The 17,685-nt window shown below is 73.3% G+C and carries 14 protein-coding genes; 11 read left to right on the forward strand and 3 right to left on the reverse strand.

Going from position 1 to position 17,685, the window contains the following annotated elements; genetic code table 11:
* The 3 genes from ABQ292_RS22015 to pgsA all read left to right on the forward strand — a co-directional run.
* On the forward strand, positions 1-2,301 hold a 2,301-nt coding region (locus tag ABQ292_RS22015; protein WP_369209852.1), incomplete at its 5' end, for a DNA translocase FtsK.
* 36 nt (positions 2,302-2,337) lie between these two features.
* Complete coding sequence (rimO, locus tag ABQ292_RS22020; protein WP_369209853.1) at positions 2,338-3,792, forward strand: 30S ribosomal protein S12 methylthiotransferase RimO; 1,455 nt, start codon at positions 2,338-2,340, stop codon at positions 3,790-3,792.
* 16 nt (positions 3,793-3,808) lie between these two features.
* Complete coding sequence (gene pgsA / locus ABQ292_RS22025; protein WP_369209854.1) at positions 3,809-4,462, forward strand: CDP-diacylglycerol--glycerol-3-phosphate 3-phosphatidyltransferase; 654 nt, start codon at positions 3,809-3,811, stop codon at positions 4,460-4,462.
* Between the two features lie 74 nt (positions 4,463-4,536).
* Here the strand turns inward: pgsA and ABQ292_RS22030 are convergent, their stop codons facing one another.
* Both ABQ292_RS22030 and ABQ292_RS22035 read right to left on the reverse strand, forming a co-directional pair.
* Positions 4,537-4,845: a hypothetical protein gene (locus ABQ292_RS22030; protein WP_369209855.1), complete on the reverse strand. Its 309-nt coding sequence runs from the start codon at positions 4,843-4,845 to the stop codon at positions 4,537-4,539.
* Positions 4,846-4,873: 28 nt separating this feature from the next.
* Positions 4,874-7,078: a hypothetical protein gene (locus ABQ292_RS22035; protein ID WP_369209856.1), complete on the reverse strand. Its 2,205-nt coding sequence runs from the start codon at positions 7,076-7,078 to the stop codon at positions 4,874-4,876.
* 331 nt (positions 7,079-7,409) lie between these two features.
* Between ABQ292_RS22035 and ABQ292_RS22040 the strand changes: the two genes are divergently transcribed.
* From ABQ292_RS22040 to ABQ292_RS22070, 7 genes are all read left to right on the forward strand, one after another.
* Entirely contained in the window at positions 7,410-7,835 is a 426-nt protein-coding gene (locus tag ABQ292_RS22040) for a helix-turn-helix domain-containing protein (RefSeq protein ID WP_369209857.1), read from the forward strand.
* A gap of 207 nt (positions 7,836-8,042) precedes the next feature.
* Positions 8,043-9,272 carry a DUF4032 domain-containing protein gene (locus ABQ292_RS22045; RefSeq protein ID WP_369209858.1) on the forward strand — a complete coding sequence of 410 codons (1,230 nt, stop codon included), beginning with the start codon at positions 8,043-8,045 and terminating at the stop codon, positions 9,270-9,272.
* A 200-nt stretch (positions 9,273-9,472) separates the two neighbouring features.
* Complete coding sequence (locus tag ABQ292_RS22050) at positions 9,473-10,753, forward strand: extracellular solute-binding protein (RefSeq protein ID WP_369209859.1); 1,281 nt, start codon at positions 9,473-9,475, stop codon at positions 10,751-10,753.
* On the forward strand, positions 10,750-11,709 hold the full coding sequence (locus tag ABQ292_RS22055; RefSeq protein WP_369209860.1) for a carbohydrate ABC transporter permease: 960 nt from the start codon (positions 10,750-10,752) through the stop codon (positions 11,707-11,709). The genes ABQ292_RS22050 and ABQ292_RS22055 overlap by 4 nt, the downstream gene beginning before the upstream one ends.
* 4 nt (positions 11,710-11,713) lie before the next feature.
* Positions 11,714-12,547 (forward strand): carbohydrate ABC transporter permease, encoded by an 834-nt coding sequence (locus ABQ292_RS22060; RefSeq protein ID WP_369209861.1) that lies wholly within the window; start codon positions 11,714-11,716, stop codon positions 12,545-12,547.
* A 48-nt stretch (positions 12,548-12,595) separates the two neighbouring features.
* Positions 12,596-13,894, forward strand: coding sequence for an ABC transporter ATP-binding protein (locus ABQ292_RS22065; protein ID WP_369209862.1), 1,299 nt, complete (start codon positions 12,596-12,598; stop codon positions 13,892-13,894).
* Between the two features lie 110 nt (positions 13,895-14,004).
* On the forward strand, positions 14,005-15,651 hold the full coding sequence (locus tag ABQ292_RS22070; RefSeq protein WP_369209863.1) for a glycoside hydrolase family 13 protein: 1,647 nt from the start codon (positions 14,005-14,007) through the stop codon (positions 15,649-15,651).
* On the opposite strand, the gene ABQ292_RS22075 is transcribed toward ABQ292_RS22070, so the two are convergent.
* Positions 15,648-16,682, reverse strand: a complete 1,035-nt coding sequence (locus ABQ292_RS22075; RefSeq protein WP_369209864.1) for a carbohydrate kinase family protein — start codon at positions 16,680-16,682, stop codon at positions 15,648-15,650. The genes ABQ292_RS22070 and ABQ292_RS22075 overlap by 4 nt on opposite strands.
* Before the next feature lie 181 nt (positions 16,683-16,863).
* Here ABQ292_RS22075 and ABQ292_RS22080 point away from each other — a divergent pair.
* Positions 16,864-17,685 (forward strand): PspA/IM30 family protein (locus ABQ292_RS22080; RefSeq protein WP_369209865.1); only part of this gene is annotated, 822 nt, incomplete at its 3' end.

The raw sequence follows: 17,685 nt of genomic DNA on the forward strand, positions 1-17,685 counted from the left end.
GAGGAGGCCGAGCCGCTGGCCCCCGAGCACCGCCGCGACGGTGCGGGCCTGGCCGTCCTCGGTCTCGCCGTCGTCCTGGGCGCCGCCGCCTGGTTCGACGGGATCGGCCCGGTCGGTGCCGGCCTGGCCGACGCCGTCCGGTGGGTCGTCGGGTCGCTGCTCGTCGTCCTGCCCGTAGTGCTCTTCCTCGCCGCACTGCGGCTGCTGCGCCGCGGACCCCGTCCCGAGGCCCGCGGCCGGCTGGCGATCGGCTGGCTGTGCGCCGTGCTCGCGGTGCTCGGCATCGCCTCGGTGGTCGGCACCCGGGGCGACCCGTTGGCCGGCCGGCCCGGCACCGGCGGTCTGGTCGGCTGGTCGGTGGGGACGCCGCTGACCGCCGGCCTCGGCGCCGTCGTCGCCGTCGTGCTGCTGTCCCTGCTCGCCGTCTTCGCCGTCCTCGTGCTCACCGCGACGCCGCTGCACCAGGTGCCCGAGCGGCTGCGCGCCTTCGCCGACCGGGTCACCGGCCGCTCCGAGGAGGAGTGGGACGAGGACGGCTACGACGAGGACGGGTACGGGGAGGAGCCGGAGGAGGCGCCGAGTCCGCGCCGCTCGAAGCGGGCCGCGCTCGCCGAGGCGCTGGCCGAGGACCCCTCGCCCGACCTCACCAGCACCGGCCCGATCGACCACGTCCCGGCCGCCGAGGTGCAGGAGGCCGTGCGGCACGAGCCGGCTCCCGCGCCCGCCCCGCGCCGGCCGGTCGAGGACCGCACCGCCCCGCCGGAGGACCTGCCGCCGATCGAGGAGCCGCAGCAGCTGGTCATCCAGCCGGTCGAGGGCGACTACGTGCTGCCCTCGATCAGCACGCTGCGGCCGGGCACCCCGCCGCGGGCGCGCTCGCAGGCCAACGACGTCGCCATCGAGGCGATCACCGGCGTGCTCGAGCAGTTCAACATCGATGCCGCGGTCACCGGCTTCACCCGCGGTCCGACGGTCACCCGCTACGAGGTGGAGCTCGGCCCCGCGGTCAAGGTCGAGAAGATCACCGCCCTGACCCGCAACCTCGCCTACGCCGTCGCCAACGACAACATCCGCATCCTCGCGCCGATCCCCGGCAAGTCCGCGGTGGGCATCGAGGTGCCCAACACCGACCGCGAGACGGTGAGCCTCGGCGACGTCATGCGCTCGTCGGCGGCCAAGCAGGACCCGCACCCGATGCTGGTCGGCCTGGGCAAGGACATCGAGGGTGGCTTCGTCTGCGCCAACCTGGCGAAGATGCCGCACCTGCTGGTGGCCGGTGCCACCGGCGCCGGCAAGTCCAGCTGCATCAACTCGCTGCTGACCTCGCTGCTCCTGCGGGCCACGCCCGACCAGCTGCGGATGATCCTGGTCGACCCGAAGATGGTCGAGCTCACGCCCTACGACGGCATCCCGCACCTGATCACGCCGATCATCACCGACCCCAAGAAGGCCGCCACCGCGCTGGCCTGGCTGGTGGAGGAGATGGAGCAGCGGTACCAGGACATGCGGGCCACCGGGGTCCGCCACATCGACGACTTCAACCGCAAGGTGGAGCGCGGCGAGATCACCGCGCCGCCCGGCAGCGAGCGGGTGTACCGGCCCTATCCCTACATCCTCGCCATCGTCGACGAGCTCGCCGACCTGATGATGGTGGCCCCGCGCGACGTCGAGGAGTCGATCGTGCGGATCACCCAGAAGGCGCGCGCCGCCGGCATCCACCTGGTGCTGGCCACCCAGCGGCCCTCGGTCGACGTCGTCACCGGCCTCATCAAGGCCAACGTGCCCTCGCGGCTGGCCTTCTCGACCTCCAGCCTCACCGACAGCCGGGTCATCCTCGACCAGCCCGGCGCGGAGAAGCTGATCGGCATGGGCGACGCCCTGTTCCTGCCGATCGGCGCCGGCAAGCCGATCCGCGTCCAGGGCGCCTACGTCTCCGACGCCGAGATCGAGGCGGTCGTCGAGTTCACCAAGCGGCAGGCCGAGCCGGAGTACCGCGAGGAGGTCTTCAGCGCCGCCGCGGCGGAGAAGAAGGAGATCGACGAGGACATCGGCGGGGACCTCGAGCTCCTGGTCCAGGCCGTCGAGCTCGTCGTCACCAGCCAGTTCGGGTCGACGTCGATGCTGCAGCGCAAGCTGCGGGTCGGCTTCGCCAAGGCCGGCCGGCTCATGGACCTCATGGAGACCCGCGGCGTGGTGGGCCCGTCGGAGGGCTCCAAGGCACGCGACGTGCTGATCAAGCCCGACGAGCTGGAGTCGGTGTTGTTCACGCTGCGTGGCGGCACGCTGCCCGCCGGCGAGTAGGAAGACCCCGTCGCGGACGGCGCCTACGATGGACCGGTGACAGCTCCGCCCTCCCCTGCACGCAGAGTGGCGGTGGTGACCCTCGGGTGCGCCCGCAACGAGGTCGACTCCGAGGAGCTGGCCGGCCGGCTGGCCGCCGACGGCTACCGGCTGGTCGAGGACGCCGAGGGCGCCGACGCCGTCCTGGTGAACACCTGCGGCTTCATCGAGTCGGCGAAGAAGGACTCCGTCGACGCGATCCTCGCCGCCACCGACTCCGGTGCCGAGGTCGTCGCCGTCGGCTGCATGGCCGAGCGCTACGGCGCCGAGCTGGCCGGGGCGCTGCCGGAGGCCACCGTCCTCGGCTTCGACGACTACGCCGCGATCGGCGACCGGCTCGACGACGTCCTGACCGGCCGCCCGCTGGTGCCGCACTCGCCCCGTGACCGCCGCACGCTGCTGCCGATCAGCCCGGTGGCGCGCACCGCGGCGGCCACTGCCCCGGAGGCCCCGGCGATCCCCGGCCACGGCTGGGTGCAGCGCCGCCGGCTGGCGGCGGGTCCCTCCGCCGCGCTCAAGCTCGCCTCCGGCTGCGACCGCCGCTGCGCCTTCTGCGCCATCCCCACCTTCCGCGGCTCGTTCGTCTCCCGGCCGCCGGCCGAGGTCCTCAACGAGGCGCGCTGGCTGGCCGGCCAGGGCGTCACCGAGCTGGTGCTGGTCAGCGAGAACTCGACCTCCTACGGCAAGGACCTCGGCGACCTGCGCTCGCTGGAGCGGCTGCTGCCGCAGCTGGCCGCGGTCGAGGGGATCGTGCGCGTGCGGGTCGCCTACCTGCAGCCGGCCGAGCTGCGGCCGGGCCTGCTGGAGGTCATCGCCGCCACCGACGGCGTCGCACCCTACTTCGACCTGTCGTTCCAGCACTCCTCGCCCGGCCTGCTGCGCCGCATGCGGCGGTTCGGCGGCACCGACGACTTCCTGGCGCTCATCGAGCGGGCCCGGGCGCTGGCGCCCGACGCCGGCTTCCGCACCAACGTCATCCTCGGCTTCCCCGGCGAGACCGAGGACGACGTCGCCGAGCTCGAGCGCTTCCTCACCGAGGGCCGGCTCGACGCCGTCGGGGTGTTCGGCTACTCCGACGAGGAGGGCACCGAGGCGATCGGCCTGCCCGGGAAGCTCGACCAGCCCGAGATCGACGCGCGGGTCCGCCGGATCACCGACCTGGTCGAGGAGCTGACCGCCCAGCGCGCGGAGGAGCGCGTCGGCTCGCGGCTCGAGGTGCTGCTCACCGAGGACCTCGCCGCCGACGGGGGCGGTGTCGATGGCGGGCCCGGCGTGTGGGCCGGCCACGCCGCCCACCAGGACCCCGACGCCGACGGCACGACGACGGTCACCGGGGTGCCCGCGGACGCACGGCCCGGGCAGCTGCTGCCGGCCGAGGTCGTCACGAGCGAGGGCGTCGACCTCGTCGCCGCCGCGCTCGAGCCCGCCCTCCCCGGGCCGGTCGCCCGGTGAACGCCAGGTGAGCGACGTGGCCCCCGACCCCGCCGCCACGCCCCCGCAGTCGGCGCGGCTGGTGAACCTGCCCAACGCGCTGACCGTGCTCCGGCTGGCGGTCGTGCCCGTGTTCGCCGCCCTGCTGGTCTCCGAGGGCGGGATGGACGACGGCCGGCGGGTGTGGGCCACGGTGTTCTTCGGGCTGGCGATCATCACCGACCGCTACGACGGGCTCATCGCGCGGCGCACCGGTCAGGTGACCGAGTTCGGCAAGCTGGCCGACCCGATCGCCGACAAGGCGCTCACCGGCACCGCGCTCATCGGGCTGTCGGTCCTCGGGCTGCTGCCCTGGTGGGTCACGCTGGCGATCCTCGTCCGCGAGGTCGGGGTCACCCTGCTGCGGTTCTGGGTGATCCGGCACGGCGTGATCGCCGCCAGCCGCGGCGGCAAGGCCAAGACCGTCGTCCAGGCGCTGGCGATCGGGCTGTACATCCTGCCGCTGTCCGGGCTGCTGGCCAGCGCCCGCTGGTGGGTCATGGCCGCCGCGCTGGTGCTGACCGTGGCCACCGGCCTGGACTACGTCTACCGCGCGCTGACGCTGCGCCGGACCAGCGCCCGGGCCATGCGCGCGGCCGCCGCCCGGCGCGCCGCCGGGCCGGCCGGCTCGCGCACCGACACCGCCGCCTGAAGGCAAGGACCTCCCCGCCGGGCCGCTGCCGACACCACCGCGGGCGACCGCGCCCCCGCGCGGTCACCCCGGCGTCAGAACACCGGTCCCTCCGGGGCCGGCGCGATGGCCATCGCGCCGGCCGGATCGAGGTCGACCCGCAGCCGGCCGCTCTCCACCGCCGCGGCGTCCGCCAGCCGGGCCGCACCGGCGGCCCGGCCGCCGACGTGCACCTCGACGGTCTCCCCGCCGGCCGGGAGGGGGACGACGGCCGCGAGCCCCACCGAGTAGTCGGTGCTGACCCCCCGGCCGTGCCACACCTCCCGGCCGTCGAGCAGGACGGTCACCTCGTCGTCGCGGAAGCCGGTGCCCAGCTCCAGGGACGGCGCCGTTGGATCGGTCACGGGTCCAGCCTGCCCTGCGGGGGGACGATCAGGACTCCTCGTCCTCCTGCCGGAGCAGGTCCAGTGCCGCGGTCGGCACGTCCTTCTCCGACGCCAGCCGGCCGGCGTCCTCGCGCAGTTGCCGGGCGCCCCGGGTGTCACCCTCGGCGGCGTGGCTGCGGGCGAGGTAGCCCATGACCTGCAGGGCGGTGAGGTCGTCCATCCCGCCGTCGCCGCGGGAGGCGTCGAGGGCAGGCCGGAGCAGCGCGCCGGCCCGGTCGAGGTCGCGCGGTCGGTCCGTGCCCACCGTGCCGTCGGGCGCCACCGGGGTGTACGGGCGTGCGAAGTTGATGCCGAGCGCCAGCCGGGCATAGACGGCCATCGCGTGGTCGCCGTGCTCCTCGGCGACCTCCTGCAACGCCGTCATCCCATCGGCGAGCGCGGGAGCGTCGCTGCCCAGCAGGGTCAGCGCCATCCCGACCTCGTCACCGAGCATCAGGTCGGCCACGACGGCGTCCTCCTCGTCCCTCGCGGCCCAGACCCGCACCATCGCCGTGCCGGAGACGACCTCGGAGCCGTCGGGCGCGGTGTAGGTCGCCCTGATCCGGTAGGTGCCCGGGTCGTCGAAGACCTGACCGACCGTGGCGTCGTAGCCGATGTAGGCGCTGGCCGGCAGGACCTGACCGGCCTCGGCCCGGATCAGCCCGGCGTCCATGCAGTGCAGCACCGGCGGCCGGTGGACGACGACGTCGCCGCGCGGGCGGCTGATCGTCACGCGCACCTGTCCGTACTTGGGGTGCAGCTGCTCGGCGGGGTGCACGAGCTGCCCGCGCTCGGCGGTGAGCGCGATCTCCAGCACGATCGGCGTGCCGAGCACCGGACGGGTCGGCGTCGTCCGTACCGACAGCCGCAGGCCGCTGGTGTCCTGGACCGGGTCGGCCGGCACCTCCATGGCCGCGCCGGTGCCGAACGGGGTCCCGCCCATGATCACGTTGTTGCGGAACCCGTGCCGCAGGTGGGCCAGCTCCAGGTCGTCGAACTGGAACGGGAAGGCCCCCCAGAAGGCCGCCGCCCCGCTCGGGGCGCCGCCGCCGGGGTTGTAGCGCTGCGGGTAGTTCATCCAGGACAGTGCGCCCGGCCGGTTGGGCAGCGGCGGCGTCATGAACTCCTTGTGGAACGAGTGGAACAGGTTGAAGCAGTGCCCCAGCTCGTGCACGTTGACGTACAGCTGCTCGCGCAGGTTGGCGGGGGTGGCGGCCTGGATGACCTGGTAGAAGCTGGCGCAGCCCTGCCGCTGCAGGCCCTGTTGGTCGAACATGATGCCGCGCAGCCCGGTGCCCAGTTCATGGCGCGCGGCGTGCAGCAGCCAGACCTTGAACTGCGGGCGCTCGGCGAAGCGCGAGAAGTGGGCCGTCATCGCGCCGTGCAGGCTGGCGTTGTTCCACACGTGCGTGCCGGAGGTGTTCAGCGTGTTGCCGCCCCCGGTGTCGAGCACCTGGATCCCCGCCTCGCCGTAGGCGGCGGACACGGTCAGCGTCCGCGCGGGCCCGCCGCTGGGCAGCGAGCCGGTGTCGTACTTCGGGAAGGCGGTGACCCCGGCCTCCACGTCCTGCTCGAGCTCCACGACCCGCAGGCTCCCGCTCTCGTGCGCGCACACGTAGGTCGCGCCGACGGCACCGGTCGGAGTCGACCACCGGACGGTGGCCGGCGCTGCGGGCTGGAAGACCCTCCGCCGCGGGATGGTCACCCGGGCGACGGTGTACGTGGTCGGCCAGGTGGTGCGCGCCGTCCCGACCGCGATCACCTCGGTGGCGGTCCGCGTCACGGTCGCCGCGTCCACGGTCCAGGAGCCGAAGTACGTGGTCGTCCCGCCGGAGACGGACCAGTAGTCGCCACTGACCCTCATCAGGGGACGGCGGCCGTCGACGTCGACCCGCAACTCCATCTGGTACCCGATGGCGGGGGAGCGGTAGCGCCCGCTCGCCAGCCGGAACGGCAGGGGTGGGAGGGGAGCGGGCGCCAGCGGGGCGGCCGCCGGTGCAGGAGCGGCCTCCGCGGCCGCCGGGGCCTGCGCGGCCAGATAGGACTCGACCTGCTCCATCGTGTCGGCCACCGCCTGCCCGGTGGTGGTGATCGACGGCGCGCTCGGGTCGCCCCCGGACGGGGCGCCCACGTCGAGCGACTCGGTCCCGTCGGGCGGTGCCGACGACGACATGGTGCCGGTGGGGGCGGCGTTCGGCTCGCTTGCGGTCACGCTGATCAGCTCCTCGGTGCCGGATGGGACTCGCACGCGCCCGGGCCCGGGTCCGACCGGTAGCCCTCGTCGCAGGCGCGCCGGCACGCTCGCAGCTGGAGCGTCACGCGGCCGTCACGCCTCCGTCACGGCTCCGGGCGAGGCGCCTCCCGGGCGGGGCGGGCCCCGCGCGGGTCCGGCGTCCTGCCGGGGAACGTCCTGGTGGGTGGCGGCGTTACGCCATGAGCGGACGCTGCCGCGCCGGGCCGGTGCCTGACAGACCGGCCAAGTACCGTGGGCGCACGGCACCGGCGGGTGCCGCCGCTCTTCCCCCGCCAGACAGGAGACGGCCATGACGCTGCTGCGCACCCAGCTCGGGCAGACCCTGCGTGGTCACCGGCTGCGCCAGCGGCGGACGCTGCGCGACGTCTCCGGTGCCGCCCGGGTGAGCCTGGGCTACCTCTCCGAGGTCGAGCGGGGCCAGAAGGAGGCCTCCTCGGAGCTGCTCGCCTCCATCTGCGACGCCCTCGACGTCGAGCTCGCCGACCTGCTCGCCGAGATCAGCACCGGGCTGCGCGGGCCCGACGGCCGGGTCCGTCCGCTCGCCCCGGCCGCGGCCGGCGCCGCCGTCGGCGGCCCCGGAGGGGACGCACCGGCCGAGCCGGTCGCCGCCCCGGCCGATCCCGGTACCCCGGCGCCCGAGCCCGCGCTCGCGCTGGTCGGTGCCACCACCCGCGCCGCGCACCGTGCGGAGAGCGCTGTCTCGCTGGCCGCCTGAGGTAGTTCCCGGGGGTCGAACGGCCCACGCCTGGAGGGGCCCCTGGCGGGGCCGCCACCCGGGGCGCTGAGGAGGGGCCGGGGCGACGCGCCCGGGGCGCAGCGGGGGTCGCCGGAGGCGCGCGGCGGCGTGGTGACCGTGGCATGGTGAGGCCGGCAGCCCCATCGCGTGTGGCCCGCTGCCGACCGCCCAGCAACGGAGGTCGCCGTGCGGTACCTGTTCCGTCCCCCGGGGACGGACGGCGCGAGGTTGCTCGCCCTGCCCTGGGACCAGCCGCTCGAGGAGTGGGACCCCGAACTCCTGCTGGAGGTGCCGCAGCGCGGCATCTCGCGGCACGTCGTCCGCTTCGTCGCCGAGCAGGGCGCGGTCTTCGCGCTCAAGGAGATCGCCGAGCCGCTGGCCCGGCACGAGTACGCGCTGCTCGGCGAGTTCGAGGCGGAGGGCCTGCCGGCGGTCTCCGTGCTGGGCATCTGCGTGGACCGGCCGCGCGGGCAGGACGCCATCCTCGTCACCCGCTACCTCGAGTACTCGATGTCCTACCGCTACCTGTTCTCCCGGCCCAGCGCCCGGCAGTCGGTGGATCAGCTCATGGACACCCTGGTCGTGCTGCTCGTGCGACTGCACCTCGCCGGCGTGTTCTGGGGTGACTGCTCGCTGTCGAACACCCTCTTCCGGCTCGACGCCGGTGCGCTGGCGGCCCACCTCGTCGACGCCGAGACCGCCGAGCGGCACCCCCGGCTGAGCCGGGGACAGCGCGGCTACGACGTCGACCTGGCGCGGGAGCGGGTGGGCGCGGAGCTGCTGGATCTGCAGTTCGGGGAGCTGCTGCCGGCCGGCGTCGACCCGATCGAGGTGGCCGACAGCCTGCCCCTGCGCTACGAGTCCCTGTGGGAGGAGGTCAACCGCGAGGAGGCCTTCCGCGCCGAGGAGCAGCGCTACCGCGTGGCCGAGCGGCTGCGGCGGCTCAACGACCTCGGGTTCGACGTCGGCGAGGTCGAGCTGGTGACCTCCGACGAGGGCGCGCGCCTGCGGGTCGAGACCCGGGTCTCCGCGCCGGGACAGCACCGGCGGGAGCTGTTCCGGCTCACCGGCCTCGAGGTGCAGGAGAACCAGGCGCGGCGGCTGCTCAACGACCTGCGCACCTACCGCGCCTACCTCGAGCAGAAGAGCGGCGCACCGGTGTCCGAGGCGGTGGCCGGTTCCCGCTGGCTGTCCGAGGTGTACCAGCCCGTCGTCGACGCCATCCCCCCAGAGCTCGCCGGGCGGCTGGCACCGGCCGAGGTCTTCCACGAGGTGCTCGAGCACCGGTGGTTCCTCTCGGAGAGGGCCGGGCGCGACGTCGGCACCACCGAGGCCACCCGGTCCTACGTCAACAACGTCCTCGCGGCCACCCCGGAGGAGCTCACCACCCCCTCGGTGATCGCCACCCGGCCCTGACCGGATCGGCGCGCCGGACGGCCGGTCACGCCGGGGACACGACCGGGTTGCGGCGAACTGTGGCCTGCGCCACGGTACGGGAGCGCGGTGATCGTCGGAGCTCGCCGAAACGGAGGCGATTAGTGTCCATCGCAGAAGGCCGGAGTCCTGGGGCCGCAGGTCTCCGGCTTGGTCGCAGTCCACGCAGACGCCAGGGCCGCGTGCTGGGGAGCGCGGCGACCGCGTTCGTCCTGGCGTCCACGCTGGCCGCCTGTGGTGGCGGAGGGGAGGCCTCCGCCACCCCGATCCTCAACTGGTACATCAACCCCGACTCGGGGGGCCAGGCGGAGATCGCAGCCCGCTGTACCGAGGAGGCCGACGGGGCCTACACGATCGAGGTCTCGCAGCTCCCCCGGAACTCGCCCGGTCAGCGCGAGCAGCTGGTCCGGCGCTTGGCGGCCGAGGACGCGTCCATCGACATCATGAGCCTCGACGTCCCGTTCCCCCCGGAGTTCGCGCAGGCGAACTTCCTCGCACCCGTTCCCGAAGACCTGGGTGACCGCGTGAGCGAGGGCGTGCTGGAGGGTGCCCTCGAGTCGGCGTTCTGGGAGGACGAGCTGGTCGCGATCCCCTTCTGGGCCAACACCCAGCTGCTGTGGTACCGCAAGTCGGTGGCGCAGGAGGCCGGGCTCGACATGACCCAGCCGGTCACCTGGGACCAGTTGATCACGGCGGCGCAGGACACCGGGACGACGATCAGCGCGCAGGGCATCCGCTCCGAGTCGCTGACGGTCTGGCTCAACGCCCTCATCGAGTCCGCCGGTGGCCACATCATCGAGGAGAACTCCGACGACCCCGAGCAGATCGTGCTCGGTCTGGCCACGCCGGCCGGTGAGCGAGCGGCCGAGGTCATGCGGGCGGTTGCCGACTCCGGCGTCACCGGGCCGGCCTTCTCGACGGCGAACGAGGACGCCAACGCGACCCAGTTCGAGAGCCAGGATGCCGGCTTCATGGTGAACTGGCCGTTCGTCTACGCACGGGCCGTCGCGGCGGTCGAGGCCGGGACTCTGGACCCGTCCGTTCCCCAGGACTACGGCTGGGCGCTCTATCCGGCCGTCGACGAGGGCACCCCCAGTGCGCCACCGCTCGGTGGGATCAACCTCGGCGTCTCGGCCTTCAGCCCGAATCCCGATCTCGCTTACGAGGCGACCGAGTGCATCACGAATGACGAGAACCAGGCCTACTACATGATCACCAACGGCAACCCGGCGTCGTCGGCCGCGGTCTACGACGACCCAGCGGTGCAGGAGGCCTACCCGATGGCCGACACCATCCGGGAGTCCCTGGAGGCGGCAGCGGCCCGTCCCCTGACGGCCTACTACAGCGAGGTCACCGGAGCCATCCAGCGGGAGTACCACCCACCGTCCTCGGTCGGGCCGCAGACCGGTGAGCGGGCCCAGGCCCTGATCAGTGCCATCCTGGCGGGAGACGAGCTGCTGTGAGCACGACGACGCTGCCACCTACAGAGAAGACCCAACCGGTCTCGGCGCCACGGGGCGGCATCAGCGACCGCGCACGGGCTGAGCGCAAGCTCGGCTGGATGCTGGCCGGCCCGGCCTTCGCGGTCATGATGCTGGTCACCGCCTACCCGATCCTCCAGGCGGTCTGGTACTCGCTGTTCAACTACCGGTTGACCGACCCGGAGAACCGGGCCTTCAACGGGCTGAGCAACTACGTGGTGATCCTCAGCGACGGGCTCTGGTGGCAGTCCCTCTGGGTCACCGTGCTGATCACCGTCGTGACCGTCGCCGTCGAGCTCGTCCTCGGGTTCGCGCTGGCGCTGGTGATGGCCAAGGCGTTGCAGGCCATCCGCCCCGTCGTCCGCGCGGCGATCCTCATCCCCTACGCGGTCATCACGGTGGTGTCGGCGTTCGCCTGGCAGTTCGCCTTCGACGTCGACACCGGTTTCGTGAACAGCTGGTTCGCGTGGCTCCCGGGCGTCGCCGCGGACACCGACTGGTTCGGCAGCCAGGGGACGTCGCTGCTGGTGATCTGCCTGGCGGAGATCTGGAAGACCACCCCGTTCATCTCGCTGCTGCTGCTCGCCGGACTCGCCCAGGTGCCCGACGTCCTCCAGGAGGCGGCGCAGGTCGACGGCGCCACCTGGTGGCAGCGGATGTGGAAGGTGACCATCCCCAACATGAAGGCGGCCATCATGGTCGCCCTGCTGTTCCGGAGCCTCGACGCGTTCCGGGTCTTCGACAGCATCTTCGTGATGACCGCCGGGGCCAACGGCACCGAGTCGGTGTCGTTCCTGGCCTACCGGCAGACGATCGCCCGGGTGGAGATCGGCCTGGGCTCGGCGGTGTCGGTGCTGCTGTTCATCTGCGTGGTGTTGATCGCGTTCGGCTTCATCAAGGGCTTCAAGATCGACCTGGCGCAGGCGAGAGGGGAATAGGCTGATGTCCTCGCGACAGAAGACCTGGTGGATCGTCGGCGGGATCTTGATCATCATCTACGCGCTCTTCCCGATCGCGTGGATCATCTCCCTGTCGTTCAAGGCGCCTTCGGACATCGCCAACAAGTCGTTCCTGCCGTCCGACCCGTCGTTCGAGAACTACACGACGATCCTCACCGGTGCGGCCAGTGACCTGTTCCTGCCGGCGCTGCGGAACTCGTTCGGCATCTGCCTGATCGCGACGGCGATCTCCTGCATCCTGTCGATGTTCGCGGCCTACGCGATCGCCCGGTTGGACTTCCCGGGCAAGAAGCTGATCCTCTCCGCGGCACTGGGGGTGGCGATCTTCCCGGTCATCTCGATCGTCACGCCGCTGTTCAACCTCTGGCGCCAGATCGGGCTCTACGACACCTGGCCCGGGCTGATCATCCCGTACCTGTCCCTGACGCTGCCCATCTCGATCTGGACGATGTCGGCGTTCTTCCGGGAGATCCCCTGGGAGATGGAGCAGGCGGCCCAGGTCGACGGTGCCACGACCTGGCAGGCGTTCCGCAAGGTGATCGTGCCGCTGGCCGCGCCCGGCGTCTTCACCACGGCGATCATCGCCTTCTTCATCGCCTGGAACGACTTCGCCTACGGCATCTCGCTGACGTCGACGAGCGCCGCTCGTCCCGTTCCGGCGGCCCTGGGTCTCTTCTCGGGCGCCTCCCAGTTCGAGGACCCGACCGGGTCGATCGCCGCCGCCGCGGTGATCGTCACGATCCCGGTCGTCGTCCTGGTCCTGCTGTTCCAGCGGCGGATCGTCGCCGGTCTCACCAACGGCGCGGTCAAGGGCTGATCCGACGATGCTGCGCACTCCACCGACCCACTGAGGGGACGAGAACTGATGGCTTCCATCGAGATGAGGAACATCGTCAAGCAGTACGGCGACGGCTTCCCGGCCGTGAACGACGTCAGCCTCGACATCGCTGACGGCGAGTTCATGATCCTGGTGGGCCCGTCCGGCTGCGGGAAGTCCACCCTGCTGCGGATGATCGTCGGGCTGGAGGACATCACCAGCGGCGACATGATCATCGGCGGCAAGCGGGTCAACGACCTCGCCCCGCGCGAGCGCAACCTGTCGATGGTGTTCCAGAACTACGCGCTCTACCCGCACATGACGGTGTACGAGAACATCGCGTTCCCGCTGCGGCTGTCCAAGACGCCCGACGACGAGGTCCGCCGCCGGGTGACCGAGGCGTCGGACGTCCTCGAGCTCAAGGAGCACCTCGAGCGCAAGCCGGCCAACCTCTCCGGTGGGCAGCGCCAGCGGGTCGCCATGGGCCGGGCGATCGTGCGCCAGGCCGAGGCGTTCCTCTTCGACGAGCCGCTGTCCAACCTCGACGCCAAGCTGCGTGGGCAGATGCGCACCGAGATCTCGCGCCTGCAGCGCCGGCTGGGCATCACCACGGTCTACGTCACCCACGACCAGACCGAGGCCATGACCCTCGGCGACCGGGTCTGCGTCCTGCGCAAGGGCAAGATCCAGCAGGTGGCCTCGCCGCGGGAGCTCTACGAGCAGCCGGTCAACCTCTTCGTCGCCGGGTTCATCGGCTCCCCGCCGATGAACTTCCTGCCCGCGACGTTGGAGGGCCACGCCCTCTCCACACCTTTCGGGTCGATCACGCTCGACGAGCAGCGGGCGGCGGCCGTCCGGGGGCGGGACCTGCTGCTGGTGGGCATCCGGCCGGAGTACTTCGAGGACGCCTCCCTGGTCGACGAGGCGAAGCTCCCGCTCGGCTCGATCTTCCGGGCGCGCGTCGACGTCACCGAGTGGCTGGGCGACTCGCAGTACGCCTACATCCCCTACGAGGCGCCCGAGGCGATCACCGCCCAGTTGCGCGACCTCTCCCGCGAGCTCGACTCCGAGGAGCTGCGCACCCAGGCGATCGTGTCCATCGACTCGACCAGCCGGATCCGGGAGGGCCGGGAGGCGGAGTTCTGGCTGGACAGCCGGAAGGTCCACGTCTTCGACCCGCAGACGGGGGAGAACCTCACCCGCGATGCCGAGGCCGGTGCCCGCCTCACGCAGATGGCCGCCGAGGACCGGGTCGAGCAGGTGCAGGACGCGCAGGGCCGGGGTGGCACCGGCGACGGTGGCGGTGGCAGCGTCGGTTCCGGAGCGCACCGGGCTGGCGCCGCCTAGCAGAAGGACCCCCTGCAGGGGGCCGCCCTGCCCCCACCGGTCGCAGGCTCGCGGCGGGACCCTGCAGGGGGTGATCCGGGCTCGGGGACGCCCTGGAGGGGGGCCGACGCGTGTGGACGGGTGACCACCGCCGTCCGTGGTGGCGGGCGGCGGTGGTCTACGAGGTCTACCTGCGCAGCTTCGCCGACGGCAACGGCGACGGACTCGGTGACGTCGAGGGTCTCCGCAGCCGGCTGGGACACCTCGCCGACCTGGGTGTGGACGCGCTCTGGATCACCCCCTGGTACCCGTCCCCGATGGCCGACGGCGGCTACGACGTCGCCGAGTACCGCGACGTCGACCCGCGCTTCGGGACTCTCGCGGACGTCGACGCGCTGTTCGCCGACGCCCACGCTCTGGGGCTCCGCGTCGTCACCGACCTGGTGGCGAACCACACCTCGGTGGAACACCCGTGGTTCCGGGCTGCCCTCGCCGCGGGTCCGGGGTCACCGGAGCGGGCGAGGTACTTCTTCCGGGACGGCCGGGCCGGCGGAGCCGAGCCGCCCAACGACTGGATCAGCGCCTTCGGCGGCCCGGCGTGGACTCGGGTCGACGAGCCCGGCAGCGGGCCGGGGCAGTGGTACCTGCACCTGTTCGCCCCCGAGCAGCCCGACCTGGACTGGGGACACCCCGGCGTCCGGGAGGAGTTCGACGGGATCGTGCGCTTCTGGCTCGACCGGGGCGTCGACGGCATCCGCGTCGACGCGGCGCCCGCCATGGGGAAGGTGCCCGGCCTGCCCGACGCCGGTCACGCACCGGACGCCTCGTTCGACAGCAGCAACTGGGTCGGCAACCCGCACTGGGACGTCGACGAGGTGCACGAGGTCTTCCGCCGGTGGCGGCGGATCGGCGACGAGTACGACAGGGACCGGCTGTTCGTCTCCGAGGCCGTCGTCAACGGACCCGAGCGGCTCAGCCGGTACGTGCGCCCGGACGAGCTGCACACGACGTTCAACTTCGACTACCTCAAGGCCCCGTGGGACGCCCGGGCGCTGCGCGCGGTGGTCGACGGCACGCTGGCCGCACTGGCCCCGGTCGGTGCCCCGGCGACGTGGGTGCTCTCCAGTCACGACGAGACGCGGCACGTGACCCGGTTCGGCCGGGCGCGCAGCAGCGCCTCGGTCATGGGCTTCGATCCCGCCCAGCCCGCGGACCTCGTGCTCGGTCTGCGCCGCGCCCGTGCCGCGGCGCTGCTCACGCTGGCGCTGCCGGGCGGGGCGTACCTGTACCAGGGCGAGGAGCTCGGGCTGCCGGAGGTCGAGGACCTGCCGGAGGAGGCACTGCAGGACCCCACCTGGGAGCGGTCCGGACACACGGCCCGCGGTCGCGACGGCTGCCGCGTGCCGCTGCCGTGGTCGGGGGACCGTCCGCCGTTCGGGTTCAGCGCGGACGGCGTCGTCCCCTGGCTGCCGCAGCCGGCGGAGTGGCGGGACCTCACCGTGGCCGCCCAGCGCGAGGACCCGTCGTCCACGCTGTCGCTCTACCGGGCCGCCCTGCGGCTGCGCCGCGACCTGCTCGGGGACACCGACGCCCGGCTCGCCTGGCGCGATCTCGGTGAGGACGTCCTGGCCTTCGACCGCGGCCCGGCGTTCCGGTGCGTCGTCAACCTGTCGGGCCGGCCGGTGCCGCTGTCCGGGCTGGGACGGCCGCTGCTGACCAGCGAGCAGGTCGGTGCCGAGCTCCCGCCCGACACCGCGGCCTGGCTGGCGACCGGCTAGCGGTCCAGGCCGGCGTCCCGCTCGGCCCGGGCGGCGGCCAGCTCCTCGGCGGTGGGCGGGTCGGCGCCCACGCGGGTGCAGTTGAGCGCGGCCACCAGCGCGGCGTCGTCGACCAGGCGGACCAGGTCGTCGTCGGTCAGGGCCTCCAGCGCGGCGCGGGAGGTCACCCCGGCGGCCAGCAGGCCGGCGAACAGCCCGGCGGCCAGCGAGTCACCGGCGCCGACGGTGTCGACCACGGTGACCCGCGGCGGCGCGCGGTGCAGCAGCGGGCGTCCCGGCCGTGCCACCCGCAGCGGGGCGCCGCCGTCGGTGAGCAGGACCAGCGCCGGACCACGTCCGCCCCACCGCTGCGCGGCGCCGTCGAGGTCGGCACCGGCGTCCGGCTCCAGCCACTCGAGGTCCTCGGAGCTGACCTTCACGACGTCGGCCACGGCGACCAGCCGGTCCAGGCGGGTGCGGACGGCGTCCGGGTCGTTGCCGAGGGAGGCGCCGACCGGGCCGCCGGCGAGCATCGGCCGCAGGTTGGGGTCGACGCTGACCAGCGCCCGGCCGGCGACCCGCTCGGCCAGGCGGGCGATCGCGTCGCACCCCGGCGGTGTCCAGGAGGAGATGGAGCCGACGTGCAGGACGGCGGTCGCCCCGGGCAGCGCCGCGGCCAGCTCGTCGTCGGTCCACTGCCAGTCGGCCGCGCCCTGCACGTGGAAGCCGTAGTCGGGGGAGCCCGAGTCGTCCAGGCCGACGACGGCGAGGCTGACCGGCTCGACGGCGTCGACGATCCCGGCCAGGTCGACCCCGGACAGCTCGGCGTGCCGGCGCAGCGGCGCGGCCAGCGGCCCGGTGCCCAGCCGCGCCAGCAGCGCGACCGGGGTGCCGAGCCGGCCGGCCGCGACGGCGACGTTGAGCGCGTTCCCGCCGGGCCGGGCGACGTAGTGGGGGGTCGTGCCCTCCGGTCCGGCGCCGGCGGACGGGTCCGGCAACAGGTCGACGACGAACTCGCCGAGGACCGTGAGGGCGGGGACGTCGCTGTCCATCGCTCGACCCTAGGGCCCCGCGCCCGTCGGCACCCGGGGATCCCCGGAGGGAGGAAGGGGAACCTCCCTGTTGGCCGGGGTACCGGTCCTCCTGGGACGATGGCGGGGGAGGACCGTCGTCGACCACGGCGGTCCGCAGGAGCCACGAGCGGCGCCGGACCGCGCCGGAGCAGGAGGAGCCATGCCCAACCCGTTCGTCAAGCTCTGGCGGTACATGACCGCGTCGGCCAACGCGCAGATCGACCAGCGGGCCGACCCGAAGATCCAGATCGCCCAGGCGATCGAGGCCGAGCAGCAGCGGCACCAGTCGCTGGCCAACCAGGCCGCCGCGGTGCTGGGCAACCAGCGGCAGCTGGAGATGCGGCTCAACCGGCAGCTCGGGGAGGTCGAGAAGCTGCAGGCCTCCGCGCGCCAGGCGCTGGTGCTGGCCGACCAGACGCGCGGCCGGGGCGACGCGGCCAAGGCCGCCGAGTACGAGCAGGCCGCGCAGGCCTTCGCCACGCAGCTGGTGGCCGCCGAGCAGGCGATGGAGGACCTCAAGCGCAGCCACGACGAGGCGTTGCAGGCCGCCGAGCAGGCCCGCGGGGCGGTCGAGCAGAGCCGCATGCGGCTGCAGACGACGCTGGCCGAGCGCACCAAGCTGATGAGCCAGCTCGAGCAGGCCAAGATGCAGGAGCACGTGGCCGCCTCGATGCGCCAGGTCAACGAGCTGTCCGCACCGGGCAACACGCCGAGCCTGGCCGAGGTCCGCGACAAGATCGAGGCCCGCTACGCCAACGCGCTGGGCCAGGCGGAACTCGCCCAGACCTCCGTCGAGGGCCGCATGCTCGAGGTGCAGAAGGCCACCCTCGACGTCGCCGGGGCCTCGCGGCTGGAGCAGATCCGTGCCGCGATGGGCGGCCAGGAGGCCGGCGGCCAGGCGATCGAGGGCGGCACCGGCGCGGCCGGGGCCCTGGGCCCGGGCGCCCCGTCGTTCGAGAAGCAGTCCTCCGCCCAGCCGGCC

Origin of the sequence: Geodermatophilus maliterrae, assembly GCF_041018925.1 — a bacterium.
Classification (GTDB): Bacteria; Actinomycetota; Actinomycetes; order Mycobacteriales; family Geodermatophilaceae; genus Geodermatophilus; species Geodermatophilus maliterrae.